Consider the following 26,287-nt stretch of genomic DNA (forward strand, 5'->3'; position numbering starts at 1 on the left):
CATACTTGTTTTCACAAAGAATTGTTAGTACTGTTTCTTACCAAATTGTTTTTAATTTTACAGCGATTGAGTTTTTATTTAAAGTGCAAATAATCGAAACCATTATTCATGGAAAAAAGAGAGAGAGAGAGAGAGTTAGAACAGAGACTATAAAGGCCGTCAAATTGAGCCTTTCAGAAAAGGATATAGAAATGCTCGTCAAAACCTTTATAAATCCGCCAAGACCAAACCGAGCACTGATAAAAGCTTTCGAGGATTATAAAAAACGTCTGAATTAAACAGTCTGTGATCAGACTTTTGAAATAATTCAATCAACCTCATCCATCACCCTTCCCCAGTACTTGTCATTCACCACAACCCAAGTCACTTCATATTTATTTGCTTCCGCTCCACCAATCAAAAAATATAAAGCCGTTTCTTATCACTCGAATAAAACGCTTTGTAATAATCAGAATAAAATTTTTCCTTTTTACCTCCGCTAAAATTACATGAAGCAGACGCTGCTAATCCCTTGTATGCATTCTTCGGAAACTTCACCCAAAAATGAGAATGTGTAACAACAAATATGGAATCAATTTTTCTTACTGAAGAGTCTGGCAGAAAGTAAACATGAATGAATGTGCTGATGGAACTAAAGAAACTACTTGCTGACCAGTTTATCGATTTTTCAGAACAATTGGAAATAGGTATTTCAACAAGGTTTGATAGTGACGTGTCAGAATGTAAAAGCTTTCCTGCCTTTGTAAAAGAAGAAATCTCTTTCTTTATTACGCTGTCCGAAATGTTTAACAAACTTTCAGACGACACATTTGTTTGTGCAAGTGCGGTTGTTGTTGCACAGTATGAAATCACCAGGCAAAGAAAAGTAATGAAAGCGTTTTTTTTGAGGTTCTTTTTCATTGGTTGGGTGCTAGAGGTCTGGCTATCGTATTAGTCATACAAGTTAACGAAAAGACGCGGGATTGTTATCACACAAAAAAAGCCTTTTGTTGCCTGTTTGATACTTATTTCAAAAAAAAACGCCAATTATGTCGCCAATAATTTTCTATAAACATCGGCATATCTTCGAGCCTTGGGATATGCTTTTTGAGAGGTAATCTTTTTACTAGGACTTTGTCTTCTCCTTTAGAATTTCCGACTTTATAGATTTCTATCTTCTGATTTTCTTTAAGATCAAAATCACATCCCTGTCCATGCATGTAGCCAATAGGGATCAGTTTGTAATTTTCTATTTTGCTTAAATCGCTTTCCCAGTTGCGGTCAGCGCAGCCAGCGCGGTTATATGAATAGTAGTAAGGGCTGCCTTTAACTAAGCGTATGTCAAGGTTGCAATTTTCTACAAGTATGAATTTTTTGGTCCTTTTGTCAAACAGGTAATTATCACATTCGTTTGGTGTGTTACTTACAATGTGTACGCGAATGTCTTTATAACCGTCTTCATTAATATCGGGAAATTCAATTGTGGCATAATAATTATGCAGTTTTACAATAGTGTCACCGGCAAAGGTTAGCATGCTTTCAAACTTTGCCTCTTTGTTTATTCGGATTAGCTTTTGATGGTTGATGATGATCGTGTCTCTTTTATAGGTAATGGCTTTATTTTGCTGAGATAAGCAGGTAAGGCAGGAAAGTAGAAAGGCTATAAAAATGAGCATCTTCATTGGGAGGTTATTGTCAGGGCTTTGGTTCCCTGAACCTACTATTTTTTTTCGATTTGGAAAAATTGCAAACGTCTCTTGATTAAATTATGGAAAAATATTAACTTCTCTACTCTTCGAAATTTCTTTAGATAAATTAACTCATCATGGAACTTCCTGTAAAAGCCACTGTTACGCATTCATTTGCGGCTCCTGCGGAAAAGGTTTTTGATGCATGGTTCGATCCTGCGATGATCAGCAGGTTTATGTTTGGCCCGCAGCTGCGCGATGAGCAAATTATAAGTATTCATCCCGGAAGAAAAGTAGGCGATTCGTTTTCCTTTGTTGTGCGCCGACAGGGCAACGACTATGACCATATTGGCGAATACGTTGAAATTGACAAGCCCAAAAGACTCGTGTTCACCTGGGCGGTACGGCAAGATCTTCCTGCGAAATCCCAGATCGTGATTGACATTGAACCGCGTGGCACAGGCTGCTTCATGACACTCACACACGAGATGGCCAAAGAGGCCGAAAACTTTACCGAACAAGCGAAAGCCGCATGGAGCAAAATGCTAAACGCCTTGGATGGCGCGGCGAGCTGACTAACTTGGTTGAATGCAAAATCATTGACCTCTAAAGTTTACCACTAAGACGGGAAGCACACTAAGTTTCACTAAGGGGAAGCTAAACATAAAACAACCCTTAGTGTAGCTAAGTGCCCTCAGTGCCTTAGTGGTAAATTGTTCACTGGCATTTGAGGTAGTGTTAACTAAAAATCCTTCGCTTTCACTTCATCATGATGCTTCAAATATAATGGCAGCGCTGCTGAGCCGTACCATTCATAAACTTCAGCATCCAGCAGTTTTGCGTTAACAGCCGGGTCTGTTTCAAGCAGTGCTTTTGCTTCTGGAATAGTTTTCACATTCAGAATAAAAATGCCACGATAATTTTTGTCATTCTTTTTCATCGGTCCTGCAACAACAAGCTTGCCTTCACTTGCGAGCCGACCAATGTTTTGCATGTGCCCGCCGAACAAACTATCGATTTTTGGTTTGTCGGTTATTGTACTATTGCCTGTTTTTAGAATAACCAACACATACATTTTCATTCCATATTCATCAGCACCTAGTGAGTCGGCAAGGGCTTTGTTGAATTTTGCATTGTTGCTTTGTGCGCTTACACATAGCGAAGCAATGCAAAGAATCAAGGCAGTTAAAATCTTACGCATGGTAGTGAGTTTGTGGTTGAAGCAATGTACAAAGGTTAATTCTTTTCGTCAACCTGAAGCTTGAGATTGCTTCGCCCGGTCCCTGTTTTACGGGGTGTTTTTTAATCTTCAACCAATCGATCTCCGCCGGTCTCGCAATGACGTGCCGCTTTTAGATTAACACAGGCAACCTGTCTGGCAAAACATTGGAAGCGGCACGTCATTGCGAGGCCGGCGGAGAATGCAGCTGGAAAAAAACGTTTGATCAAATATTGTTAACGGTCGAAGCAATCTCCATCGCGAAATTTGCAGTATGAAGGGAATGTGTCAACCAAAGCCTACCAACCAACAACTATCAGCTAACAACCAATTCCGCTTCAACATCAATCTGTTTTAAAAAATATTCATCATGCGAAACAACAAGCAATGTGCCCTTGTATTCATTGATCGCCCGGGTGAGTATTTCAATGTTTTGGATGTCCAGATTATTCGTTGGCTCATCCAGCACAATAATATCTGGCGCCTGATCGCTCATGGTAAGACAGCAAAGCATTAAACGCATTTTTTCTCCACCACTCAGTGCGGCACATGATTTATCCCAATGCGCTTTGGTAAATAAAAATCTGTTCAAACGGTTTTTTACTTCATGTTCCTGCAAGTGATCGTAGTTGAATTTCTGCGCCTGCTCATATATGGTAAGCCGATCGTCGATCAGCGAATAATCCTGATCGATATAAATGGCTTTGTTTGCTGCACAGTCAATTTTTCCCATTGCAGGTTCAAATTCGCCTAACATTATTTTGATCAATGTTGTTTTTCCCGAACCGTTCAAACCTTTGATGGCAATGCGTTCGCCGCTCGTAATAAGAAATGTCAAACTGTTTTCCCAAAGCTGTTCCTCACCATACTTATAATTGATATCCTTCGCATCGATCAGGATTTTTCCTTTGTGCAAACCAGAATTATTCAATCCGATTTTTATTTTATCGATGTCTGGTAATTGCTTGCGCATTTTGTCTACCGCATCAGAGAGCGAATCGATTTTTTCGGCATGCACATCTTTCATTTGTGCAGTGCTTTTTTCTGCCCGGTTTCTAAATGTGTTCATGGAAATGGTGGGCAGGCCAGCCTTCTCTTGCTTTTTCTTTCCGCGTGCATCGAGTTTCTGCTTTCGCTCCATCGCTTCACGCTCTGTTTCTTTTGCTTTGCGCAGCGCTTTTTCTTTGCTCTTCAAATCTTGTTCAAAAGCATTTTCTTCGATCTGTTTTTGTTCTGCATAGAATTCATAGTTGCCGCCGTAAACGGTAATTCCTTTCCCGCTTAATTCATATACTGTGTCGAGAAGATTCAAAAGCATCCTGTCGTGGCTCACCACAATAAGCGTGTCTGTTGTAGATTGTATGTAGTCATACAAAATCGCCCTTGCTGCAATGTCCAGGTGATTGCTTGGTTCATCCAGCAACACGATCTCCGGTTGATGAATAATAATGCCTGCTAAAAATATTTTCGTTTTCTGCCCGCCACTAAGCGATTCCATTTTTTGATGCAGGTCAATATCTTTTAAATGCCAGTGTGCCAGAGCTTCAGCACATCTTTCCTCGATTGTCCAGTCATCGTTTAAGACAGCCAGGTTATTATCGGTCATATTGCCGTCGAGAATGTCTTTCAGCGCATGCAGTTTGTCTTCAATTTGCAATGCCTGCGCAACCGTTACATCATTATATTGTCCAAAGATTTGTGGGACATAATACGGCCTGGAATCTGTTTTTACAGCGCCTTTTGCCGGCAGAATTTCTCCCGCTATTATTTTTAAAAGCGTAGATTTTCCCGTGCCATTATTGCCTATCAGGGCAATCTTATCTTGTTGATTTATAGTAAAACTTAGATTGTCGAACAACAAATCCCTGTTCGGATGGGTATAGGTTATACCTTGAAGAATAAGCATAATTTCTTTCGTTAAAAAGTGAGCAACTGATTGTCATTTTTATTTTTTGAAAGAAATTATTTTACATCGATTTGTTTTTAGTGAGGGTGCAAAAGTAAGAAAAAATTGAATAATTGAATGACTGAATAACTGAGAGGTTGATAGTCGAAGTGAAAAAATGAAATTGAACCACTCAGTTATTCAGTCATTCAGTTATTCAGTTATTGCAACTCCTCTGAACCTTAACGAGTTAAAATTGTTACTCAACATTCGGGGCTCTTTTAACCCTTTTTTTAACAAATACTACGCTATTAATGGTCTTTCTGATTAGGATGCAAATATGCCTGCTTTTGATCTGTGTTTGCTTTATGGCAAAGGCTCAGCAAAAGGATTCCCTTTCTGCAAACGATACGGTTAAAAGGAAATCTCATTTTGTAAAAATGCTTCAGGACGTTGCTGAAAGGGAAGAGGGGCTCAGTATTGCAAAGTTCAAAGATGCACAGGTAGCGAGCCGACGAAGAAAAACGCTCGATGAGACGGTAAGGTTAATTCGCGCTGCAAAAATTCTACTTAAAAAAGGAGTAGATACTGTTGCACTTGCTCGCGAACTTGATCTCGCTGGTAAGGATCTAAAAATTGTAAGGGACGGTGTTTTTACCAATAACGAGGCGGGACAAACGCAACGTAATCTTACAGAATCGTCTGCAATATTATCAGAGTTGATTGTAAGCCTCCAAGGCAGAAAAAGAATTGTTGACAAATACGAAGCAGCATTGTTTAAGTTAAGGAGCGAAATTGATTCGCTTGCTACAGATACAACTTTGTACCAGTTCCCTTCAGATTCGGCAGTGCTGATGAAATACATGCAGCAGCTGGTTGTAGTGGCGAAGGAGGTTTCCCCGGTGGATAGTGCCATTGATAAATCACTGGAGAGTACGCAGAAGTTGCAGAACGGGATCAATTATTCCATTTACCAAATAAGGTCAACGCAAGAAGATGTAGAAAATTTTATGCTGCAGTTGCATGGGCGCTCACTGAGCCGTGAGTTGCCCGGTATACTTACGCCGTTTAATACAACGCAGTCTTTTGAGCAGGTGATGAGTCTGTCAAAACGCAAAGGGTTGCTGGCGCTCAACTTCTACGTGAAGGACAATGTCGCGAAGATCATAATACTTGTTATCCTTATAATTCTCTCCGCTGTTTTTATTTACTCGCTCAGAAGAATCGTGTATAGCAGAGATGAGTCGCCTATTGATCTTGGGGGCAAATTATCGCTACGGTTTCCGGTAGTTTCAGCGATCTTCATAATGGTAAACCTCGGTCAGTTCATGTTTATAGGGACGCCGTTTATTTTCAGCGCGTTGTTGTGGCTTATCTCACTCGTATGCCTGAGTATTATTTTTTACAAATTCATCAGCACATTCTGGATGGTGTTTTGGCTGTCATTTGCTGCCATGTTTATGCTGGCGAGTATCGACAATCTTATTTTACAGGCTTCCATGCAGGAAAGATGGGTGATGTTGCTGTTGTCGATTTTGGGTGCTCTGTACGGCAGCTTTGTTGTAATGAGTAGCCATCGCAAAGAACTAAGGGAAAGAGGCATTCGTTATTTTATTGTATTTATGATTGCGTTTGAAACGATCTCTTTTTTTCTGAACCTTTTTGGCAGGTTCAATTTATCTAAAACATTTTTTACCGGAGGATTCATGGGCCTTGTGATTGCCATCTCTTTCTTGTGGACGGTAAGGCTTTTGAATGAAGTGCTTGGGTATGCATCCAGCGTTTACAAAGAACCGGGAAAGGGGTCGTTCTACATTAATTTTAATAAGGTGGGAAATAAGGTGCCCGCCATTTTGTATGTGTTGCTGGTAACGGGTTGGATAATTTTAGTGGGTAGAAATTTTTATTCGTTTAAAGCATTTGCTGATCCATTTAATGATTTTCTGAATACGGAAAGAACACTTGGCAGTTACAACTTCTCCATCAAGGGACTGTTTGTCTTCATATTGATTCTCGTTTGTTCCTTATTTATTTCACGTATCATTTCTTTTTTTGCATCTGAGCCGGAATACATGAATGCTGCGGATAAGAAGTCCCGGAGAGCCGACTTCAGCAGCTGGATATTGCTGATGCGGATTTTTGTGATATGCCTGGGACTTTATCTCGCTTTTGCTGCTGCAGGCATTCCGCTGGACAGGTTAACGATCATACTCGGAGCATTGGGTGTGGGTATTGGTCTTGGGTTGCAGGGCCTCGTGCACAACCTTGTGAGCGGACTCATTATTGCATTTGAGAAGCCGGTAAATGTGGGCGACATTATTGAAATAGACAACAAATTGGGCACCATGAAATCAATCGGTTTCCGAAGCAGTGTGATCATTATGCCCGATGGCTCCAACATTGTGGTGCCTAACGGGGACCTGCTTAGTATGCGACTTGTAAACTGGACGATGGGCAAGAACCTGCGCAGGCTTAACATTGCCGTGGGAGTGGCTTATGGCACAGATATTGAAAAGGTAAAAAAGATACTGCTGGATATTGTGGAAAACGATAACCAGGTGCTAAAAAATCCTGCGCCTGTTGTGATTGTCAAAGATTTTGGAGATAGCTCCATTCAATTCGAGTTGCTGGTGTGGGCGCCGCATATTCGATATTCGCTTACATTGAAAAGTGAGATTATTTCTAAGATTGACCAGGCTTTTAAAGAAGCGGGAGTTGTTATTCCGTTTCCACAGCAGGATGTTTATATTCATAATTTACCAGGTAAAAAAAGTGACGACACAGATGCTAAATAAAATATTCATACAAAGAAAAATGCTCGCTTTCACTACTGCAACCGGCATTCTTTTATGCGCTTGCGGGTCGGAAAATCACAGAGCTGCCTCAGTAGATTCATTGGTGGAAGTGCAGAATATGGACACGGCTAAAAAAATTAATCAGCGGTTGAACGATCCTGCGGATCCTGACCCTACGGATTCGTTTCCTGTTGCTGCATATAAGCCCGATTCTTACCGGAAAGAAGCTGTGGAAATAGTTGCCAGCAAATTAAGAGAAAGGTATAAAGACGATGTCGCCAAGGGTGTTATAGATTCTGCCAGCAGAAGATTCAGGATTTACGAGTATGATTTAAACGGCGATGGAAACAAAGAAATATTCGTTGGACTGAGTGGCCCTTACTTCTGCGGTTCAGGTGGCTGTAGCGTAATGTTGCTGACAGGCAAAGGAGATGCGATCACTTATTTTTCAGTAACGAATTATCCGGTAGTGATCAGCAATACAAAAACCAATAACTGGAACGATTTGATATTAATGAGTTCCGGAAAATATCATTTGCTGAAGTTCGATGGAAAAACATATCCGGCAAATCCGAGCGTGGCCCCTGCGTTTAAAACCATTCCGGGGAATGATTTTCCTAAACTACTCGACTTTCAAAATGAACCGTATCCCGCATTTTATTTTTAAAGATGTCAATTCATCCTTTTAAAAGTTGTGCAAATAAGCAATCAATAACCCTGCTGAAAAATATTTAGCACTGGTGTGACCCGTTGTTCCGTTTAAGAAATTTTCTTCTTTAGGATCATCAAAATTTTCCTGCTGCGGATAGCTGCCCGTTTTACCGTGACTAACATAACCGCCTACCCGGAAATTAAATTTTTCCCGCTTAACGTTTAGGCCCAGTTGCAAATGATAAATGTTCCATTCAGTAGCATTGGCTATAAAGCCGTCGGTGTTTTTATACAAATTATTATTAGCATAGGTATAATCACTTCGAAGCGAACAAAAGAAAGTGTATTTTGGGTTGATCAGGTAACTCGCGCCAATTGCCCAGTTCAGCACGTCCTGACGTAGATCTTTTAATTTTAAAATGTCAGGTGTAAGTGAATTGAATCCTGTATCCGGACGGATAAAAAAATCTTTTCTGGGTGTGAGAATGTTATACTCTTTTACCGCTCCAAAATATTCCAGGCTTACATAAGTCGTCCACTTTCGAAAGAAGTGCGAATATCCCGCCGCAATACTGAATGGTTTTTTCCATGTAGCCTTCAAATCTTCCTGCCTGGTATTTGCCAGCAGACTTGCAGGGTTTCCGGAAAGAGCAAAGTCAATATTGTTGATGACATTGTCCGTAAGGATTGTGCCTTTTCCGGTAATGCCGATATTGGGAGAAGAAATCAGCAGCCCCAATTTGTCTTTTGCTCCATCCCACGCACCACCTAATCTCAATCTTATACCATTAGTACTGTAATTAGCATAATAAGATGCATCGTAACTTACAAGTGGTATGGAAGAGCCTGCGCCGGGATTTACCAATGCCCTTGCGTAATAAGAGGTATTGATCACCTGTTTTCTATGATAGCCCTCAATTGTTAGGCCGAGCGATAATTTCTTTGAAACATTTAAACCGGCACTCACAACACCACCGGCTTCTTTGGACGAATTTTCACTTAGAAATTGGCCGATAAATGTTTCGGGGCCGGGGCTGTAACTATCATCCAGTACATTGAAAACATCGTCGCGTCGTTGTGTGACCGAGAAATTGAAAGCCGGTTGCTGAATAAGCCCGTAGCCGATATACCATGGATGCCTGCCCGGAATTTTGAGGCTTCCCACAAGCATTAAGGCAGTTGCACCGGTGTTGGTTGAAATCAGATCCTTGCCGGTTCCTGCCCCGTCTTTGATCTTTATGTTGTCATATTGATAGGCCGTGGCACTTGCGGAAAGTGTTACAAGCTTTGATTGGGTCAGTAATGCAGGGTTGTAGAAAAACACACCGCTATCACCATTGTTTGCGACAACGGCTCCGGGCAAAAAGAAGCCCCCCGGTGAATAATGGTTGATCCAATAATTGGCATCTTGTGCATGTAAAAGGAAATGGCTCAGGAAAGCAATAAACAACAACAGTTTTTTCCGCAGCATGAATAACGTTTGAGTAAATGATTATTGTTAACGGGCAAACAATGTATTAACGCTTACGAGTGAAAGTAGTTTTGAAAAGGACCGAATTTGTTGGGCTTTGCGATGGCTAAAGGTTGACTATGGAAAACACCTCAAACATATTCAACAGTTAGCCATATCCCTTTTATATTTATGTTTACAAGATAAATCAATTTGCTCAAACCGGAATTAATACCCTGACGATGTCGCAATACTCAAAAAGAGTTCTAATCATACTGCTTTCTTTGCTTGCTATTGTTTCAATTGCAAAGTCTTTTTACTATACAGAAAAGTTTGGAGGAACCGATCTGAGATGCAGGATAGTTGGTAGCCGGCTTTTACTTACAGATCAGTCGCCCTATTTTTACAAGTGGCACAATGGTGATGATGTTCGCTATCTTGATCCCAATGATGAACTTAACCGGAAAGTAAATGGAAATGTGGTAACGCCGGCCCTCCTGTTATTAAACAAGCCACTGTCGCTTCTTTCTTATAAATACATCAGAATTTTGTGGACGGTTATTCTTTATGTTTTGTTTGGGCTGTCATTATTTTTTATCTGGAAAGTAAACGAGTCGAAAAAGAAAATATTCCTTCCCCTCGCAATTATCCTCCTCGGATTTATGATGTCTGATAGCATGTTTTGTAATGTAGAGCGCGGACAGACCTATATTTTATATGCGTTCATTTTTTCTCTCAGCTACTTTGTGTACAACAGTAAATCGCGCTACAATCATTTGCTGGCAGGTGCGATCACAGGTATATCGATATGGCTGCGACCGTTGTTTTTGTTACTGAACATTCCTTTTCTGTTGCAAAAAGATTTTAAGTGGGTGCTGGGTTCCGCAATTGGATTTGTGCTTGGTTTGTTCGTTTTTTTTCTTCCATTAAAGGCAACATGGGCAGATTACAGCAATGCCATGAAGCATTATGAAATGGAACAGCTCGGCAAAGAAAGTTATGTTCCCACCAATCATTTGATCACAAAACCCAAAGATGTAGAAGGCGTTTCCAACCTCACCGATTACAAGAGCGGTTTCGCTTCAGCAGGAATGAGCAATTTGCAGCATATTTTCAAAGCCAGGGGGTATGAACTACGGGCTCCAATGCTTATTGCATTGTTTGCTGTTGTTGTAATAATATGCTCGCTGTTTTTTCTATGGAAAAATTCCGTCAAACAATTTGACACGCATGATCTCTTCCTGTTTGGTTTTTTGTTGTATATGATGTCGGAGCTTTTTCTTATAGGAGCAAGGGGAGGATACAATAATATTCAATGGATATTTCCGGCATTTATCATGCTGATTTTTTTGCGTGAGAATATTGTTGCCGTGGCTGTTTTATTGCTTGGCATTGCATTTATGAATGGCTGGCCATTTCTTTTTCCTAACCAAAGCGCATTGGGAGAGGCGATCATGTTTTATGTGCTGGTAGATTATATTTTTATCCGCAGACTTACAGTTGATAGATGCAACGGCGAAAATGTTCGTCCCTCCGGTTTACCACTAAGACACTAAGAACACAAAGTTGCACTAAGGGTTCTCTTAGTGAGGCTTAGTGTTCTTAGTGTCTTAGTGGTAAATTGCGAACACGTCCTTTCTGGTACTCAGCTATTCGTCTTCTCCTCATGATAATCGTCCTCCGTATTCACGCTCCAGATATTCTCCTTGGTTGATTTTTGAGCAATGATATTGTCAACCGCAATCATTGCCGTAAGCATGGAGTGATCACTGTTGTTGTATTTGTGCATGCCATTGCGGCCAATAAGAAAGAGGTTTTCAAATGTGTTTACGTAGTCGCGTATTTCCGGAAACCTGTTATAACTGCCAAAGTAGGCTGGATATGTTTTTTCCATTCTCACAATATTGCTGTCCAGCACGTCTTCTGCGTTAATAAAACCAATTTCACACAATTCTTTAATGGCAAATCGAATAAATGCATCATCCTGCAATTGCCACAATTCATCATCTACATTACAAAAGTATTCAAGCCCCAGCCACACATGATCCGGGTTATTCACCATTGCAGGGCTCCAGTTATTATAGATTTGTAAGCGACCTATTTTTACATAGTTTTCCTGTATGTAGATCCAGTTATCTTTTATAGAATGTTCTTTTGTTTTGTCAAAAGCCAGTTTGTTTACAAGAAGCCCTACCGTTATATAATCGCGGTATTGTAGCTTGCCAGCGATCTCGGCAATGTCCGGCGGCGCCGAAGGTTGCATACCTTTTATAAGTTCCTGTACCGGCATTGTTGAAAAAAAGAATTCTCCTGAAAAGGTGCGCGCTTCTTTCGTTTCGCTGTTGTGAGAAATTACACTTTCAATAGTTTGATTGGAATGAATGATCTCCGTTACCTGCTGATTAAAATGAATTTCTCCTCCCTTGGCCATAATAATGTCAGCCACTTCTTCCCACAACTGGCCGGGGCCAAACTTTGGGTACAAAAACTTTTCAATCAGGCTCGTTTCTGTTTGCTTTTGCGAGATAGAGTTTTTCTTAGCAGGCAAAAGATTTTTTTGAACAGCATGTGCAATCGCTTTTCTAACGGACAATTCTTTTATGCGTTGCTTGCCCCATTCAGCAGGAATTTCTTTGCAGGGAGAACCCCAAACCTTTTCCGTATAATCTTTGAAAAAGGTTTCATACAATTCGTTGCCGAAGCGGTTTATAAAAAAATCTTCGAGAGAAACTTCATTTTTTAACGGGAACAAAACGGCTTTAGCGTAAGAAAAGCATATGCGCAATGTTTTAACAAACCCCAGGTTGCTCAGCGTTTCAACAGAAAGGCTAACCGGGTAGCTGAAGAACTTTTTGTTGTAATAGATCCTCGAAAGTCTGTTGCGTATCAGCATTACTTTGGAGGGATCGGCAACCGGTTTGTGAAGCATTTCATCACGCAACTCATATGACTGACGATGATAGTTTATAGAAATGTGCTCGTCTTCGTTTTTTTCAATGGGCAGAATACCCAGCCACCAATTCATGACCCTATCCGACTTTGAGAAGAACCTGTGTCCGCCAATATCCATCCTGTTGCCCTTGTAATTAACGGTTTTGCTAAGCCCGCCAATGTCCGTTGATTTTTCAAGGATAACAGGAACAATATCCGTTCGGGTTAAAAGTTCATACGCTGCAGTAAGCCCTGCCGGGCCGGCGCCAATAATAATCGCTTTTCTTTTCATAGTCGTTTTTCCGCGGGGCAAATTAAGACAATAGTTGATAATTGAAAGTTGAAAGTTGAAAAGGGGGGAAGTTTGGCAACCCAATCATTTTCAATTTTCCACTTTCAATTTTCAATTAACGTATGTTCATATTCAAACTAAACGCCGCTGCTTGCAACTTAACATCTACCTCACGTAATTTTTTGATAAGGGAAGCGATGCGCCTCAGTTTCATAATACCAAACAAGGGGAGTGCCGAATGAAGTTTAAAATCATTTGCAGACAATTCCGGCATTTCCCGTAATTGTGTAGTAATAAATTGTATGTCTTTGTTATTGTTAACCGGGGGCGTTTCAGCGGCTTTCTTTATGTCAGACAACAGTTCGCAATAGGCATTAAACTCCAGGCTCTGTTCAGCTTCGGCTTGCGAAAATGCCAGGTTTTTGGCATTGGTTTCCAAAAAATCTATAAGCGTATTTGTTTCCTTTACGGCCTGATCCACCTTGCTGTAAAGGCTTTTTAGGTAATTATTGGGCATGAGGCAAAGCTAGGAATTAGAAATTAGGATTTAGTAGAGACGCATAACAATGCGTCTCCGAATCTCCCCGCATAACAATGCGTCTCCGAATCTCCCCGCATAACAATGCGTCTCCGAATCTCCCCACATAACAATGTGTCTCCCTACCACCAATTCCTAATTCTTAATTGATTCCAGCAGGTTTTGATTCAGCAGGTCACTCAGCGCCGCATACAGGTCCGGCATTTGTTCGCAAAGCTCTCCCGGCTTTTCGAAGAAGGTTTCCACGCATACGGCCCAAAATTCGTTGTAGTTTGTTGCTGCATAGTTGTCAAGTATGGTATCGTTGGGCATTTGCGCGTCGCTGTACATCTGCATGTGATTAAAGATGGGCCTTGCAGTTTTGGAGAAGCGATAAAATCTGGCAATGAAATCGTAGTCCATGTCCTCATGCGCCACAAAGTTCGTATAAGCCAGCGCGTGCGCCATTTCGTGCAACCCAACGTTTTGGGCATCATCATCAAATTTGTACCCCTTAACGAAATTATTCCACGAAAGATAAATGCCCTGGCTACTTACATGTCCCTGGAAAGGCGTTTGGTTCAGCCCGTAATAATAGTCGCACTCCGTTATATATATCTTCTTGAAAAAGTCGAGCAGGTAATGGTCAAGGCCAAAAGTCAGCTGAATGGCTGCCGCCGAAACGAGCACCGGCATTTCCGGTTGTGCATCGAGTTGCACAAACTCAAACTCTTTACTATGCTGAAAATGAAGTAACCGGGTAATGAATTTGGTCCTGTTTTCCGCGTCCAGTCTCTTGTAATAATTGTTATAAGAGCAAAGCAGATCATCGTAGTATTTCCAGTTGGCAGTAAGTTCTGCTTCTACAACGGAAGAGATTTTTCTGTTATACAAATATCTTCTAATCGGCGAGGCACAAAAATAGCCTGCCACCAGGAAAATGCCGCCAACAAGCAACAGTGTAGTTAAAATCGGTTCAGAAGAAATTTCTTCCATTGGAACTGCGGTATATAAGGTAAACGGGTAAAGTTGTAATTTATTATCGAAGATAGGAGGCGAAAATCGATTAATAATTAATAATGAATAATTAATAGGTGAGGCTCACTGTTAAATCAGGTTGCATTTTTGTTACATATGTCCCAAAGGCTGCATTCAATAATGACTGCCGCCCTGTTAATTATTAATTATTAATTATTAATTCCCAATTGTACCTTTGCGCCTCTAATTTTAGGGGAATTTTACCCTTTAATGTTAATATCAACCGGAATCTCATGTATAGAACACACACTTGTGGTGAATTACGACTAACCAATGTAAACAATGAAGTTACGCTTGCCGGCTGGGTACAAACCGTGCGCAAATTTGGAAGCATCACCTTTATTGATCTTCGCGACCGCTACGGCATTACCCAACTTTTGTTTGGAGAAGAATTGAATAAGCAACTGGATGAAAATCCGCTGGGAAGAGAATTTGTGCTCCAGGTGAAAGGAAAAGTAAGTGAAAGAAGCAATAAAAACGCCAACATTCCTACCGGCGATATCGAAATACTTGTACAGGAATTTTCCATTCTAAATAAATCAGCGGTCCCTCCGTTCACCATCCAGGATGATACAGATGGTGGAGATGACCTGCGCATGAAGTACCGCTACCTCGATCTTCGCAGAAATGCCGTAAAGAGAAATCTTGAACTGCGCTATTCTGTGAACCGCGCCGCGAGAAACTTTTTGCATGAGCAAAACTTCATGGATATTGAAACCCCGTTCCTCATCAAGTCTACTCCGGAAGGCGCGAGAGATTTCGTGGTGCCATCCAGAATGAACCCCGGCCAGTTCTACGCGTTGCCTCAGTCCCCGCAAACCTTTAAGCAATTGCTGATGGTAAGCGGTTACGACAGGTATTACCAGGTGGTAAAATGTTTCCGTGATGAGGACCTGCGTGCAGACAGACAGCCAGAGTTTACCCAGATCGACTGCGAAATGTGTTTCGTGGAGCAGGAAGATATTCTGAACATGTTTGAAGGTATGATCAAACATATTTTCAAAACAGTGAAAGGCGTAGAAATTACGGAAAAAGTAGAACGCACTACATGGGAAGAAGCAATGTGGACGTATGGAAATGATAAACCGGATATCCGCTTCGGCATGAAGATCGCCAATTTGAAATTTCCTCAGCATACGTTCCCGGCAAAAGCAAAGGCAGCAGGTGACGTATTGGAAGGCGCAAACTTCGGCGTATTCGATAACGCAGAAACAGTAGTGGCTATCGCCGTTCCCGGAATTGCAGAATACACGCGCAAGCAAATAGATGAGGTGACAGAATGGGTGAAACGTCCGCAAATAGGCATGCAGGGATTGGTTAATATTAAGTGTAATGCAGACGGAACTTTCAAAAGCAGCGTTGATAAATTTTACTCAGAAGATAAGTTAAAAACCATTGCAGAGGCAACCGGAGCTAAAGCAGGAGACCTTATCTTAATTCTTGCGGGAGCTGAAGAAAGAACACGTAAGGCAATGAGTGAGCTTCGCCTGGAAATGGGCAAACGTCTTGGAATGCGTAAAGAAGACGAGTTCAAATTATTGTGGGTACTCGATTTCCCATTGTTTGAATATGCAGAAGAGGAAAATCGCTGGGTAGCAAGGCACCATCCGTTTACAGCGCCAAAACCAAGCGACATTCCAACAATGATCAACAACAATCCGCGCATAGAAAATGCGGCAGAATATTTGAAGCATCCTTATGCGAACATCAAGGCAAATGCCTATGATATGGTTTTAAACGGGAATGAAATTGGCGGCGGCTCCATCCGTATTTTCCAACGTGAATTGCAGGAAAAAATGTTTGAAGCGTTGGGTATGGACAAAGAAGAACAGCTGCACAAGTTCGGCTTCCTTCTCGGAGCATTTGAATACGGCGCACCACCACACGGCGGTATTGCCTTTGGTTTCGATCGCCTGTGTTCTATTTTAGGCGGAAGCGAAAGCATCCGTGATTTTATAGCCTTCCCTAAAAACAATAGCGGCCGCGATGTAATGCTTGATGCGCCGTCATCCATTGATGAAAAGCAGTTGAAGGAATTGCAGATAAAACTGGGGTAGAGAAATAATTAATAATTAGTAATTAATAGGGTTGTATTCTGAATTAAATGCTTCCCTAAAAAGTTAGACGGGTAAGACCATTAGCTCATTTATCCGGGTGTTACACTATTAATTGTTAATTATTAATTATTAATTGCGAATTCCACAAAATAACACAGAAGAAAAATGAAGGCCGCACTAAAAACATCCGTCATACTATCCTGGATCAACCTTGTCGTGTCTTGTGGATGCGTATTGTTGGGACTGATTCTTTCGGGGATAGTGGGTCCAAAAATCGGATTTGTGGCGGTAGTATTGTTTGGTGCTATTGGTTTACACAGTTACGAATCATTAAGGCTTCGCAATTGCATTGTCTATAACGCTCCAATGGATAAAAAAACACCATTGAGCTTGCAGGTAATGGGTTTTATAGCGATATTTTTTTCTTTTGTAACTATTAGAATTGGCTTCGATCTTTTTCGAAATGCAAAAGAAGTAGCAAAAGAGAACAAAAAGATGTTTGTTGAACACATTGAGCAATACGAAAAAGTGAATTTTGAGTTGCTGTATCAAATGTTAGCGGTTGGAATGGTAATTTTTGGATTAGCAGTTTTGGTAAACGTATTGATAAGCATGTCATTGTTAAGATGGTACAAAAGCCAGGATGAAAATCAGAACCCGGAATAAACGAAATAGTCTCCAGATAAAAAATGCATCGCACCAGCGATGCATTTTTTATTTAATGTGGTATGAGTCTTGAAATTTTTGCCAAAACATTGTAGTTCCCTATTACTGGAAATTCCTCCCCTATAACCGATGTAACGGTTATGTATATTCTAATTTATAGAATCGGCCACACTACTTATTGAATAAGGTTTTTGCCCATGAAAAATTTGCACACACGCAATACGAATAAGTTTTATAACATGATGATGTGTCAATATAACACTGACAATGTTATCATTTCACTAAGGGGCTGCAACCTTTGGTTTTGAATTTGATTCTTAGTGATCACAAAAATTTTATTTATGAAAAAAATGTTATTGGCTGCATTCATTTTAGTCGGCGCTGTAATCTCTGCAAAGGCTCAACAAGGAAGTGTATTGGTGTTTGGTAATGTAGGTTTGAATACTTCAAAGACTCCAACAAACGCGGGTGATGGCAGTACTTATAAAAGTACTGACTTTTCTATCGCTCCAGGCGTAGGTTATCAATTTGACAAAAACTGGACAGTAGGTGCTGAACTCGGCTTCTCAACCCAAAAGGCTGGTGATGCAAAGGCTGCTAACACTTTCAAAGCAGGTCCTTTTGTGCGTTACACACATCCTATTTCTAACATCTTTGCTATCTGGGGTCAACTCGGTACCGGATATCAAGGTGAAAAGCAAGGCGATTATAAAGCAAGCGGTGTATATGCTTACATTACACCCGCAGTGGCAGTTAACGTGAAAAATGGTTTCGCGCTTAGCTTCGGTATTGGTGCAATTACCTTCGACAATATGAAGCCTAAAGGTGGAGATGCAACTACTTCATTTGGTTTGACATTCGGTCAGTCATTCAACGTCGGGATCTCTAAAAATTTTGGTGGTAAAAAATAATTTATACCAACATCTGTTAATAGCGCCTGGCACTTTGCCGGGCGTTTTTTTTGAGTGGAGAATTGAGAATTGAGAGTGGCAGATGCTTCCTCTCTTAGAGCCTAACGAATCTTAACTCTCAATTCTCAATTCTCCATTTTCAACTCTCCTCTTCCTTTTTTACTTTTGACTCACCATGAGTAATGAAGCGATTCCTTTAGCAGAGAGATTGCGTCCGTCTACACTGGACGCACTGGCCGGTCAAAAACACCTCACCGGTAAGGGCAGCATTTTACGCACAGCCATAGAACAGGGAAAAGTTCCGAGCATGATTTTGTGGGGGCCTCCGGGAGTGGGCAAAACAACCATAGCCAATATTATCGCCCATACACTGAATGTGCCATTTTACACGCTAAGTGCCATTAGCAGTGGCGTAAAAGATGTGCGCGAGGTTATCGAAGACGCTAAAACAAAAGAAAGGGCAATCTTGTTTATAGATGAGATTCATCGTTTTAACAAGGGACAACAGGATGCATTGTTGGGAGCCGTTGAAAAAGGCACGATAACCTTAATCGGCGCCACAACAGAAAATCCGTCTTTTGAAGTAAACAGTGCATTGCTCAGTCGCTGCCAGGTGTATGTGCTCAAACCGCTGGATGAGGCAGATCTCACTGCTTTGCTTGAATTTGCCCTTAAGAATGATGAACAACTTAAAAAGAAAAACATTATTCTTAAAGAAACATCCGCCTTAATAAATATATCCGGCGGCGATGCTCGAAAGTTGTTGAATTTGCTGGAGCTCGTAACCGATGCATTGGATGACAATGCCGAAATTACAGACGAGAAAGTAATGGAGATAGCACAGCAACGCATTGCATTGTATGACAAAAAAGGGGAGCAGCATTATGATATTATTTCGGCATTCATAAAATCTATGCGTGGCAGTGATCCCAATGGTGCCGTTTACTGGCTCGCAAGAATGATTGAAGGCGGTGAGGATGTTAAGTTTATTGCACGCAGAATGCTGATCCTTGCAAGTGAAGACATCGGCAATGCGAATCCTAATGCTTTACTGCTTGCCAACGCTACGTTTGAAGCGGTCAACAAAATCGGCTACCCGGAAGCAAGAATAATATTGTCACAATGCGCAGTGTATCTTGCCACATCGGCAAAAAGCAATGCTTCTTACATGGCAATAGATGCAGCACTTTCAGCAGTGCGCAGCTACGGAGACCTGCCGGTGCCCCTGCACATAAGAAACGCTCCTACAAAGCTGATGAAGAACATGAACTACGGCAAAGACTATAAATATTCCCACAGCTATGAAAACAATTTTTCTGAGCAGGAATATTTGCCGGGAGAAATAAGTGGCAATAAATTTTACGAACCCGGCCAGAACGCAAGAGAAAACGAAATAAGAAAATTTCTTCAGGATCGCTGGAAGAAAAAGTATAACTATTAATTGAAAATTGAAAGTTGAAAGTTGAAAATGATGTTCTCTCCGGAAAATATCATTCCTCATTTTCAATTTTCAATTTTCAACTTTCAATTAAAATAAAATGGAACTAACCTGGAGCTTAAAGACATTCAACGATCTTACCGCAAATGAATTGTATCATATACTGCGTTTGCGAAGTGAAGTATTTGTTGTGGAGCAGAATTGCGTATTTCTTGATGCTGATAATAAAGATCAGATCGCACACCATTACATGTGCTGGAATGAAAACGATCTTTTGGCCTATACAAGATTGTTACCCGCAGGTTTTGCGTATGAGCATGTGTCTATTGGTCGGGTGGTTACTTCTCCGAGAGCAAGAAATCTGGGTATCGGCAAATTGTTGATGCAGCAGTCTATAGAGGAATGTGTAAAACTTTTTAATGCAGATATAATTAAAATAGGAGCACAACTATATTTAAAGAAGTTCTACGAATCGTTTGGGTTTTCCCAAAGCAGCGAGATTTACGTAGAAGACGGCATAGACCATATAGAAATGTTACTAACTGTTTCGTAATTATACGATGCGATAATACCTATTTTAAAAAAAAGTTAAACCAAACACACCAAAATTTAAAATACTCCGTTTATAGGTTAGGGTACAACAATATTCGAAAACAAAATCCATTAGTATGAAATTAACTCTACGCCTAACCGTCAGCGTCTATCATTATGCGAAGCATCTTTCGCGAAGTAATCAATCCTTTAATAAATCACATAACTAATATATAGCGACTAAAAAAGAGAGTAGTCGTTACCGTATATCTTTTATCCAATACTATTCGAAAACTTAAACATATTCACATGAAAAACCGTGTACATGCTTTGGCGTACAAGTGTGTTTTGTCTATATGCGCCCTATGCCTATCAATCATTTCTTTCGGCCAGATCCGTCTGTTTGACAATTCAGAAGCTGGTATTACAGTAGGACCATCTAACTTTTTGGGAGACCTTGGCGGTAACGCCGGTCGTGGAACAACGTTCCTTAAGGATAATAACTTCCCAATGACCAAGTTGACTTTTGGTGGTCACTTAACATTCAATCCCAATCCATTAATAGGAATTCGTTTGGCCATTAACTATGGTACACTCGAAGGCGATGATGCAGTAATCAAAGCCAAAGGTGGCCTGGAAGAAGCAAGATTAAATCGTAACCAACGTTTCAAATCTACATTGCTGGAAGGTATGTTGGCTGCTGAAATTTTCCCGACAGTAATGTTCGAAGAAAATCCTAATGATGTATATCACAAACTGCGTCCTTATGGTTTAATTGGTGTGGGCGCGTTCCACTTCAACCCACAAGGTAAAGATCCTTTAACTGGCAATTGGGTTTATCTGAAACCGCTGGCCACAGAAGGAGAAGGGTTCTCTCAATATCCTGACAGAAAACCTTACAATCTTACACAGCTTTGTATTCCAATGGGTCTTGGTTTGAAATATTATTTCAGTGACAACTTCGCATTGGGTTTGGAGATCATCTATCGTAAAACATTTACTGACTACATTGATGATGTTAGTACAGACTATATCGATCCTAAATTATTTGATCAACACTTTGGTACAAACACTGCAACAGCAAAATTGGCGAAGAGAATGGCTGACCAAAGATTACAGGTATTTCAAGGTGATAACAAACGCGGAACGCCCCAGAATAATGATGCGTACTATACAATCGGTTTGAAACTTAGTTTCCGTTTGCAAGCCGCAGATCCTTGGGCCAATTCAACCCGCTGTCCTTCTTTCCGTTACTAATACGCGAAAGAAAGGTTACAACGATTGTTATATGCCAGGTTGGTTTTGTTAACTAAATAGAACCTTATGAAAACATCCTCTTTTACCAATGGAAAAAGAAAGTATTCTTATCTGTTATTGATAGTACTGGCTCCATGCTTAGCATATGCAGTACTGACTACAAAAGATAAAAATTTTTTTCCTGATCAAAGTAAAAGAGGTGTTTTAAAAGATAGTATAATAATTACCAAAATCACAACCAGCAAAGCATACGATGTAAAGCTCTATACAAATGCCTCTAACAAAGTGCTATTCTTTTCAGTGAGTGGCGAAGAGAATAAAATATATGAGCTTGCAATCTTCAATCAGGAAAATAACAAGATTAAAGAGTTGCATCTGCGCAATCGGCAAACAAGTTTAATAGCGCAGTTACCAAAAGGTACATATGTGTTTCATGTGTACAGTGATGAGGAGCAAATTGAAAAAGGTAATCTTGTTGTGAAATAATTCAATTCCAATAAGCATACAGGGAAATTGGTAGAATCTAATATCCGGTTAATTTTGACCTGATCCGTTCCCTATTGTTTTCGTTTAGTACCCTATAGTAAAAAGATTTTATTGATCATTCCCTGTACTGCTTATTGGAATAACTTTTTGGTTTAACCCCAGTATCCTTAGTAGCCGTCGACGAGTAGTTGGCGGCTATTTGTTTTTAGATAGTTGAGAGTTGAGAATGGAGAGTTGAGAGTTAGTGGTTGGTAGAAAATGCACTTTAATAGATGCGGAAGCTCTTGTCAGCCAAAATGTATTCCTAAAATTCTTATTGTTGGAATAAACGAAAAAGGTGATGAGTAATTCATCAATTGTTGGAGTCATTGCTCATTCGCAATGCCGCATATAAACACAGCCATCAAATAATAACAAATCTGGCCACCAACTCTCAACTCTCAACTCTCAATTCTCAACTCTCAACTCCTTTAGTCTACCAAATTATTCTTCACTGCATAAAACACCAAACCCGCTGTGTTCTTAGCGCCAAAGCGCTCCATTAGGCGGTCCTTGATGGCTTCAACAGTTCTTGGACTCACTTCCATTTTTGTGGCGATCTCTGCGGCTGTAAATTCCATGCAGATGTACTTGATAACGTCACGCTCTCTGTCGCTTAATGTAATTTCTGAATTGAGGTTTGGAATTACCTTTTGTTTAGCGTGGGCTTTTTTAAGAAGGATTCTGTTTACGAAGTTATTGAGGTAATAGCCTTTATTCATGACATCCATAATGGCTCTTCTGATCTCGGAAGGATCTGCGCTTTTCAGCAAGTAACCATTGGCGCCAATTTCCATCATGTGACCAACGAAACGCTCGTCTTCAAACATGGTGAGGGCTACTATATGAATGTGAGGATAATTTTTGGTAATAAATTTTGTTGCTTCAATTCCGTCCTTCTGGGGCATACGAAGATCCATCAGCACCACGTCCGGGTCTGCCTGTAAAAGACCGTTAATAAGTTCTTCTCCATTTTCTGCTTCCTGTACAAACTTCAGGTTGGTATAAGGCCTTAAAGAAAGAATAACCCCTTTACGGAAAATTTTGTGATCATCAGCAATGGCAACTTTGATTATTCTCATAGGTGAAAAAAATGATATTGGCTTATTATTACGATTATTAAAGATACAAAATCTGCCAATTTGAAAATTTGAGAATTTGAAAATTTGAAAATTCTTTTCGGGCAACGTTCATTTTCCAGGCCAACTCTTCCCGATAACGGTAGAAAACAATAAAACCAGAAAGGCGCACCAGAAGCATTTCCAAATCCTCAAATCCTCAGATTTTCAAATTTAAAGTCGTTTGACCCTCATTATTAATCGACCTTAATATCCTCTTCATTAAGGTTTAATTCGATTGTGATCTTATAGTAGGTTTGCGAACTGTCGCGCTCAAAGAAAATCTTTCCCTGTAACACGTTCAACCTACTTTGGATATTTTTAAGACCCAACCCGCCAGAACTCTTATTTAGCTTCTCAAAATCAGCCTGCGTAAGGCCTTTGCCGTCGTGGTGAAGACGAATGAAGAAGCTGTTGCCGTTGATGTTTTGAGTGATATGAATGAAGCTTGAGTTGCTATGTTTAAGAATGTTATTCACGAGCTCCTGGATAATTCTGAATACAATAAGCTCTTTTTCAGCCGGCATTCTTTCCTTATAGTCATGGAACCGTGCACTGCCTGTAATGGTGCCTGCGCCGCTTATTTTTTGAAACAGATCATTTACTGCCGACTCAAGACCAAAGTTTTTAAGCGTAGGCGGCATCAATGAGTGTGAAATGTTCCTTATAAGCTGTATGGTCTCGTCGATAATTTGCTTTGCATTGTAAATATTCTGAAGCTGCGTGGTTTTATCGAGATTAACAAGGTTTTCGTTGAGGTATAACCGTGCAGTGGCAAGAAGTGGTCCGGCATCATCGTGAAGATCAGCTGCCAGGCGCTGCCTTTCTTCTTCCTGTAATTTAATAGATGCGTTGAGCAACATTTTCTGCTGTTGATATTCCAGCTGTTGCAGCGCCATTTGATAACGGATAATTTTTTTCTGGTGGAAGATTATAAGAAAGATCAACCCTATCGTGAGGATCAGCATCCCTATAGTTCCGAAGAATATCATCTGCGAAACCGGACTGGCGCTATTGAGTATTTGAAGCAGAACCATGTTGACTTCGGGTAAGGGTTGTTGATGCTTTAATTAAGTTGGGTTTGCGAAATCCTCGAATTACTTCTTAAGTTTTGATAGTTGTTTTTTTTTATTGAAAACGCCACTGCGAACATAATGTTCTTCAAGATATTACATCCCAGGTTGATTACCCAAAAAGTTATTTGGGTATTGCGCGATAACTGCCCCGCCTGCACAAAAAGAAAGAAAGTTCCTGCTAAATATAACATTATTCCTGCTACTGCCCAGAATTCGGGCTTTGCATAAATGAACTCGTCGTTCATTTGGTTGAGCTCCTCAAAGAAATAATATATACAAAGGCTTATGATCAGAATAGCCTCAATAGTTACCGGAATAGAATCAAACGAAGCCGCCGCCGAAAAATTATAAAATATTGAAAAAAAGAGAAAAATGGGTGAAATTACGAGGAGGATCCTCTTAACCAGCTGCTTCTGCAGGGTTAAATAAAAGAAAGTGGCAAATAAAGAGAATTCAACGACGGTAAAAACATTAAGAAGGGTTTCGCGGGAAATGCCGTTTGTTAACAATTGCTTGCTTGGTTTGGACGACATCAGCAAAAGATCATTGGCCAGGGTATACAAGCAATAAAAAAAGATAACCCATAATGTTCTTCCTTTCTTACGTGAAAAAAGAAAAAACATTATGGGTATCAGGCTTGAAAATGTGCTTATATATTGTAATACCGTGATAACTATGAATTTTTATATCCAAAAATATAAAACGGTATGATATAAAAATAATTATTTTCAAGAATTAGTACCAGCTCCAGGTTACAGCGTCGTCATTAGGAACAACTCTGTCTGCAGTAATGCCTGGTTTTGATTCCAATTGGCCAAACTGGTTGATAGAAGTAATTTCTTTAATGATGTTATCTTTTGAATCGATACCAACATAAACCAAAGTTTTTTGACCAGCTTCGTTCAATGCATTGTAGAAACGGATTCCTACACAGTCAGGCTGAGCTAGCATTTGCTCGATAATGTTACGACCAATGAAATAAGCCTGAACCTCATCAGGATGAGCATCCTGGAAGTCTTTTACGAATTTTGCACCTAATTCTTGTCCGATCTCTTCGCCTACAGCGGCTGGGTTTGAGTGTAAAAGTTCTTTTTGCATCACAAGTAAGTTTTTTGAATTTTAGATTAATGAGACCGTGAATAACCTTCCAAAAAAAAAAAAAACCAACAGCGTAAATTGCGCAGTTTAATTACTATATTGCCTGCAATTCAATGCCATAGGGCTTTTACGATTGGTTTGTTCGTATGTCTACTAATCTAAAATGAGTAAAAAGACGATGCAATAATAGTAAAATTACTATCATAGTTTTTTTATTTTTCGCCCAATTCTATGGCGAAAAACTTTAATTTGATACTTTTTTGAGGTTTTGGAATTGATCCAAGTAAATATTATTCAGGTTATTGACCTGTTAGTTTGTATAATATTTTAAAAAACGTAGCTTAGTTATTACAATAGTACTTTTCTTATTACGTTTAATGTTGTAGTACAATTTTTAAGCGTATTTTAGACATTGTGCTATCGTAATAATTAGAATTTCCTATTAGTAAAAAACCAAACCCAATACAACCAACCTTATGAGTTCTGAACTGGTTATTAGAGTATCAATAGCCGATGACCACAAGATCTTTCGGGACGGCATTAAGATGGCTCTAAAAGGCAGAGACTACCTGAAAATCCTCTGGGAAGCCGAGGATGGTAAAGATCTCATGCATAAAATGCAACTGAAAAAGCCTGATGTTCTCTTGATGGACATTAGAATGCCTGAAGTAGACGGCATAAACGCCATTCCGCTCTTGCGCAAAGAGTATGAGGATGTGCGCATTATTGTGCTCACCATGTACGATGATCAGGAGATGATCACCAAAATGATGGAAATGGGCGCAAATGCCTATCTCACAAAAACTACAGATCCGGAAGAGATCTACCAGGCCATTCTCACCTGCATGAACGAAGACTTCTATTTTAACGACATGGTAAACAAGGCCGTGCTGTCGAGGTTACAGACCCGCCGCACCGTTCGCCAGTTTTACCCTAATCCTGTTAAGTTTTCTGAAAAAGAAGTGCGCATCCTGAAACTACTTGCGGAGGATAAAACCACTGAGGAGATTTCGAAAGAAGTGTTTTTGAGTCCACGCACCATAGAAACAATCAGGCAGAATATGAAGACGAAAGTGGGAGCGAAGACAATTGCAGGATTGATCATGTACGGTATGAGAAATAAAATCATTGACTAAAAAGTTTCAACTAGTATAAGGTAAATTTT

23 protein-coding genes are annotated in these 26,287 nt (G+C 40.2%); 13 read left to right on the forward strand and 10 right to left on the reverse strand.

From position 1 onward, the window contains the following. Window positions 1-625: 625 nt before the first annotated feature. Entirely contained in the window at window positions 626-934 is a 309-nt protein-coding gene (locus KTO63_RS21300; protein ID WP_217793985.1) for a hypothetical protein, read from the forward strand. Window positions 935-1,004: 70 nt separating this feature from the next. Here the strand turns inward: KTO63_RS21300 and KTO63_RS21305 are convergent, their stop codons facing one another. Then, window positions 1,005-1,661, reverse strand: a complete 657-nt coding sequence (locus KTO63_RS21305; RefSeq protein ID WP_217793986.1) for a hypothetical protein — start codon at window positions 1,659-1,661, stop codon at window positions 1,005-1,007. Between the two features lie 143 nt (window positions 1,662-1,804). Between KTO63_RS21305 and KTO63_RS21310 the strand changes: the two genes are divergently transcribed. Further along, a complete protein-coding gene (locus tag KTO63_RS21310) occupies window positions 1,805-2,242 on the forward strand; it encodes an SRPBCC family protein (protein WP_217793987.1) in 438 nt (145 codons plus the stop codon). A 167-nt stretch (window positions 2,243-2,409) separates the two neighbouring features. On the opposite strand, the gene KTO63_RS21315 is transcribed toward KTO63_RS21310, so the two are convergent. Continuing rightward, window positions 2,410-2,868, reverse strand: coding sequence for a YciI family protein (locus tag KTO63_RS21315; RefSeq protein WP_217793988.1), 459 nt, complete (start codon window positions 2,866-2,868; stop codon window positions 2,410-2,412). Window positions 2,869-3,202: 334 nt separating this feature from the next. Beyond that, the gene (abc-f, locus tag KTO63_RS21320) at window positions 3,203-4,792 is read right to left on the reverse strand and encodes a ribosomal protection-like ABC-F family protein (protein ID WP_217793989.1); all 1,590 of its coding nucleotides are present in this window, start codon (window positions 4,790-4,792) and stop codon (window positions 3,203-3,205) included. 347 nt (window positions 4,793-5,139) lie between these two features. On the opposite strand from abc-f, the gene KTO63_RS21325 reads away from it, so the two are divergent. Further along, window positions 5,140-7,566 carry a mechanosensitive ion channel family protein gene (locus tag KTO63_RS21325; protein WP_217793990.1) on the forward strand — a complete coding sequence of 809 codons (2,427 nt, stop codon included), beginning with the start codon at window positions 5,140-5,142 and terminating at the stop codon, window positions 7,564-7,566. Continuing rightward, window positions 7,556-8,233, forward strand: a complete 678-nt coding sequence (locus KTO63_RS21330) for a hypothetical protein (RefSeq protein ID WP_217793991.1) — start codon at window positions 7,556-7,558, stop codon at window positions 8,231-8,233. The genes KTO63_RS21325 and KTO63_RS21330 overlap by 11 nt, the downstream gene beginning before the upstream one ends. 18 nt (window positions 8,234-8,251) lie before the next feature. On the opposite strand, the gene KTO63_RS21335 is transcribed toward KTO63_RS21330, so the two are convergent. Continuing rightward, window positions 8,252-9,688 (reverse strand): hypothetical protein, encoded by a 1,437-nt coding sequence (locus tag KTO63_RS21335; protein WP_217793992.1) that lies wholly within the window; start codon window positions 9,686-9,688, stop codon window positions 8,252-8,254. Window positions 9,689-9,909: 221 nt separating this feature from the next. Between KTO63_RS21335 and KTO63_RS21340 the strand changes: the two genes are divergently transcribed. Continuing rightward, window positions 9,910-11,223, forward strand: a complete 1,314-nt coding sequence (locus KTO63_RS21340) for a glycosyltransferase 87 family protein (RefSeq protein ID WP_217793993.1) — start codon at window positions 9,910-9,912, stop codon at window positions 11,221-11,223. 89 nt (window positions 11,224-11,312) lie between these two features. On the opposite strand, the gene KTO63_RS21345 is transcribed toward KTO63_RS21340, so the two are convergent. From KTO63_RS21345 to KTO63_RS21355, 3 genes are all read right to left on the reverse strand, one after another. Next, window positions 11,313-12,890, reverse strand: coding sequence for an NAD(P)/FAD-dependent oxidoreductase (locus KTO63_RS21345; protein ID WP_217793994.1), 1,578 nt, complete (start codon window positions 12,888-12,890; stop codon window positions 11,313-11,315). A gap of 115 nt (window positions 12,891-13,005) precedes the next feature. Next, window positions 13,006-13,407: a hypothetical protein gene (locus KTO63_RS21350; RefSeq protein WP_217793995.1), complete on the reverse strand. Its 402-nt coding sequence runs from the start codon at window positions 13,405-13,407 to the stop codon at window positions 13,006-13,008. A gap of 156 nt (window positions 13,408-13,563) precedes the next feature. Further along, the gene (locus KTO63_RS21355) at window positions 13,564-14,403 is read right to left on the reverse strand and encodes a zinc-dependent peptidase (protein WP_217793996.1); all 840 of its coding nucleotides are present in this window, start codon (window positions 14,401-14,403) and stop codon (window positions 13,564-13,566) included. 275 nt (window positions 14,404-14,678) lie between these two features. On the opposite strand from KTO63_RS21355, the gene aspS reads away from it, so the two are divergent. From aspS to KTO63_RS21390, 7 genes are all read left to right on the forward strand, one after another. Next, a complete protein-coding gene (aspS, locus tag KTO63_RS21360) occupies window positions 14,679-16,502 on the forward strand; it encodes an aspartate--tRNA ligase (protein WP_217793997.1) in 1,824 nt (607 codons plus the stop codon). Window positions 16,503-16,667: 165 nt separating this feature from the next. Then, the gene (locus tag KTO63_RS21365) at window positions 16,668-17,168 is read left to right on the forward strand and encodes a hypothetical protein (RefSeq protein WP_217793998.1); all 501 of its coding nucleotides are present in this window, start codon (window positions 16,668-16,670) and stop codon (window positions 17,166-17,168) included. Between the two features lie 341 nt (window positions 17,169-17,509). After that, on the forward strand, window positions 17,510-18,079 hold the full coding sequence (locus KTO63_RS21370) for an outer membrane beta-barrel protein (RefSeq protein ID WP_217793999.1): 570 nt from the start codon (window positions 17,510-17,512) through the stop codon (window positions 18,077-18,079). A 175-nt stretch (window positions 18,080-18,254) separates the two neighbouring features. Next, the gene (locus tag KTO63_RS21375) at window positions 18,255-19,520 is read left to right on the forward strand and encodes a replication-associated recombination protein A (protein WP_217794000.1); all 1,266 of its coding nucleotides are present in this window, start codon (window positions 18,255-18,257) and stop codon (window positions 19,518-19,520) included. 97 nt (window positions 19,521-19,617) lie between these two features. Further along, window positions 19,618-20,070, forward strand: coding sequence for a GNAT family N-acetyltransferase (locus KTO63_RS21380; RefSeq protein ID WP_217794001.1), 453 nt, complete (start codon window positions 19,618-19,620; stop codon window positions 20,068-20,070). 287 nt (window positions 20,071-20,357) lie between these two features. Then, window positions 20,358-21,305 carry a hypothetical protein gene (locus KTO63_RS21385; RefSeq protein WP_217794002.1) on the forward strand — a complete coding sequence of 316 codons (948 nt, stop codon included), beginning with the start codon at window positions 20,358-20,360 and terminating at the stop codon, window positions 21,303-21,305. 66 nt (window positions 21,306-21,371) lie between these two features. Continuing rightward, the gene (locus KTO63_RS21390) at window positions 21,372-21,791 is read left to right on the forward strand and encodes a hypothetical protein (RefSeq protein ID WP_217794003.1); all 420 of its coding nucleotides are present in this window, start codon (window positions 21,372-21,374) and stop codon (window positions 21,789-21,791) included. Window positions 21,792-22,261: 470 nt separating this feature from the next. Here KTO63_RS21390 and KTO63_RS21395 read toward each other — a convergent pair whose 3' ends face one another. The 3 genes from KTO63_RS21395 to KTO63_RS21405 form a co-directional block, all read right to left on the reverse strand. Next, window positions 22,262-22,912 carry a response regulator transcription factor gene (locus tag KTO63_RS21395; RefSeq protein WP_217794004.1) on the reverse strand — a complete coding sequence of 217 codons (651 nt, stop codon included), beginning with the start codon at window positions 22,910-22,912 and terminating at the stop codon, window positions 22,262-22,264. A gap of 233 nt (window positions 22,913-23,145) precedes the next feature. After that, window positions 23,146-23,985, reverse strand: coding sequence for a sensor histidine kinase (locus KTO63_RS21400; protein WP_217794005.1), 840 nt, complete (start codon window positions 23,983-23,985; stop codon window positions 23,146-23,148). Between the two features lie 774 nt (window positions 23,986-24,759). Then, window positions 24,760-25,122, reverse strand: coding sequence for a hypothetical protein (locus KTO63_RS21405; protein ID WP_217794006.1), 363 nt, complete (start codon window positions 25,120-25,122; stop codon window positions 24,760-24,762). A 476-nt stretch (window positions 25,123-25,598) separates the two neighbouring features. Here KTO63_RS21405 and KTO63_RS21410 point away from each other — a divergent pair, with 476 nt between their 5' ends. Then, window positions 25,599-26,258 (forward strand): response regulator transcription factor, encoded by a 660-nt coding sequence (locus KTO63_RS21410; RefSeq protein WP_217794007.1) that lies wholly within the window; start codon window positions 25,599-25,601, stop codon window positions 26,256-26,258. Window positions 26,259-26,287: the final 29 nt, after the last annotated feature.

This window comes from Pinibacter aurantiacus (assembly GCF_019130065.1).
Taxonomy (GTDB): Bacteria; Bacteroidota; Bacteroidia; order Chitinophagales; family Chitinophagaceae; genus Pinibacter; species Pinibacter aurantiacus.

What these genes read in the sequence shown, in the direction of transcription:
- KTO63_RS21300 (WP_217793985.1), top strand. Translation starts at nt 626, where the DNA reads ATGGAACTAAAGAAACTACTTGCTGACCAGTTTATCGATTTTTCAGAA.
- KTO63_RS21305 (WP_217793986.1), bottom strand. Translation starts at nt 1,661, where the DNA reads ATGAAGATGCTCATTTTTATAGCCTTTCTACTTTCCTGCCTTACCTGC.
- KTO63_RS21310 (WP_217793987.1), top strand. Translation starts at nt 1,805, where the DNA reads ATGGAACTTCCTGTAAAAGCCACTGTTACGCATTCATTTGCGGCTCCT.
- KTO63_RS21315 (WP_217793988.1), bottom strand. Translation starts at nt 2,868, where the DNA reads ATGCGTAAGATTTTAACTGCCTTGATTCTTTGCATTGCTTCGCTATGT.
- abc-f (WP_217793989.1), bottom strand. Translation starts at nt 4,792, where the DNA reads ATGCTTATTCTTCAAGGTATAACCTATACCCATCCGAACAGGGATTTG.
- KTO63_RS21325 (WP_217793990.1), top strand. Translation starts at nt 5,140, where the DNA reads ATGGCAAAGGCTCAGCAAAAGGATTCCCTTTCTGCAAACGATACGGTT.
- KTO63_RS21330 (WP_217793991.1), top strand. Translation starts at nt 7,556, where the DNA reads ATGCTAAATAAAATATTCATACAAAGAAAAATGCTCGCTTTCACTACT.
- KTO63_RS21335 (WP_217793992.1), bottom strand. Translation starts at nt 9,688, where the DNA reads ATGCTGCGGAAAAAACTGTTGTTGTTTATTGCTTTCCTGAGCCATTTC.
- KTO63_RS21340 (WP_217793993.1), top strand. Translation starts at nt 9,910, where the DNA reads ATGTCGCAATACTCAAAAAGAGTTCTAATCATACTGCTTTCTTTGCTT.
- KTO63_RS21345 (WP_217793994.1), bottom strand. Translation starts at nt 12,890, where the DNA reads ATGAAAAGAAAAGCGATTATTATTGGCGCCGGCCCGGCAGGGCTTACT.
- KTO63_RS21350 (WP_217793995.1), bottom strand. Translation starts at nt 13,407, where the DNA reads ATGCCCAATAATTACCTAAAAAGCCTTTACAGCAAGGTGGATCAGGCC.
- KTO63_RS21355 (WP_217793996.1), bottom strand. Translation starts at nt 14,403, where the DNA reads ATGGAAGAAATTTCTTCTGAACCGATTTTAACTACACTGTTGCTTGTT.
- aspS (WP_217793997.1), top strand. Translation starts at nt 14,679, where the DNA reads ATGTATAGAACACACACTTGTGGTGAATTACGACTAACCAATGTAAAC.
- KTO63_RS21365 (WP_217793998.1), top strand. Translation starts at nt 16,668, where the DNA reads ATGAAGGCCGCACTAAAAACATCCGTCATACTATCCTGGATCAACCTT.
- KTO63_RS21370 (WP_217793999.1), top strand. Translation starts at nt 17,510, where the DNA reads ATGAAAAAAATGTTATTGGCTGCATTCATTTTAGTCGGCGCTGTAATC.
- KTO63_RS21375 (WP_217794000.1), top strand. Translation starts at nt 18,255, where the DNA reads ATGAGTAATGAAGCGATTCCTTTAGCAGAGAGATTGCGTCCGTCTACA.
- KTO63_RS21380 (WP_217794001.1), top strand. Translation starts at nt 19,618, where the DNA reads ATGGAACTAACCTGGAGCTTAAAGACATTCAACGATCTTACCGCAAAT.
- KTO63_RS21385 (WP_217794002.1), top strand. Translation starts at nt 20,358, where the DNA reads ATGAAAAACCGTGTACATGCTTTGGCGTACAAGTGTGTTTTGTCTATA.
- KTO63_RS21390 (WP_217794003.1), top strand. Translation starts at nt 21,372, where the DNA reads ATGAAAACATCCTCTTTTACCAATGGAAAAAGAAAGTATTCTTATCTG.
- KTO63_RS21395 (WP_217794004.1), bottom strand. Translation starts at nt 22,912, where the DNA reads ATGAGAATAATCAAAGTTGCCATTGCTGATGATCACAAAATTTTCCGT.
- KTO63_RS21400 (WP_217794005.1), bottom strand. Translation starts at nt 23,985, where the DNA reads ATGGTTCTGCTTCAAATACTCAATAGCGCCAGTCCGGTTTCGCAGATG.
- KTO63_RS21405 (WP_217794006.1), bottom strand. Translation starts at nt 25,122, where the DNA reads ATGCAAAAAGAACTTTTACACTCAAACCCAGCCGCTGTAGGCGAAGAG.
- KTO63_RS21410 (WP_217794007.1), top strand. Translation starts at nt 25,599, where the DNA reads ATGAGTTCTGAACTGGTTATTAGAGTATCAATAGCCGATGACCACAAG.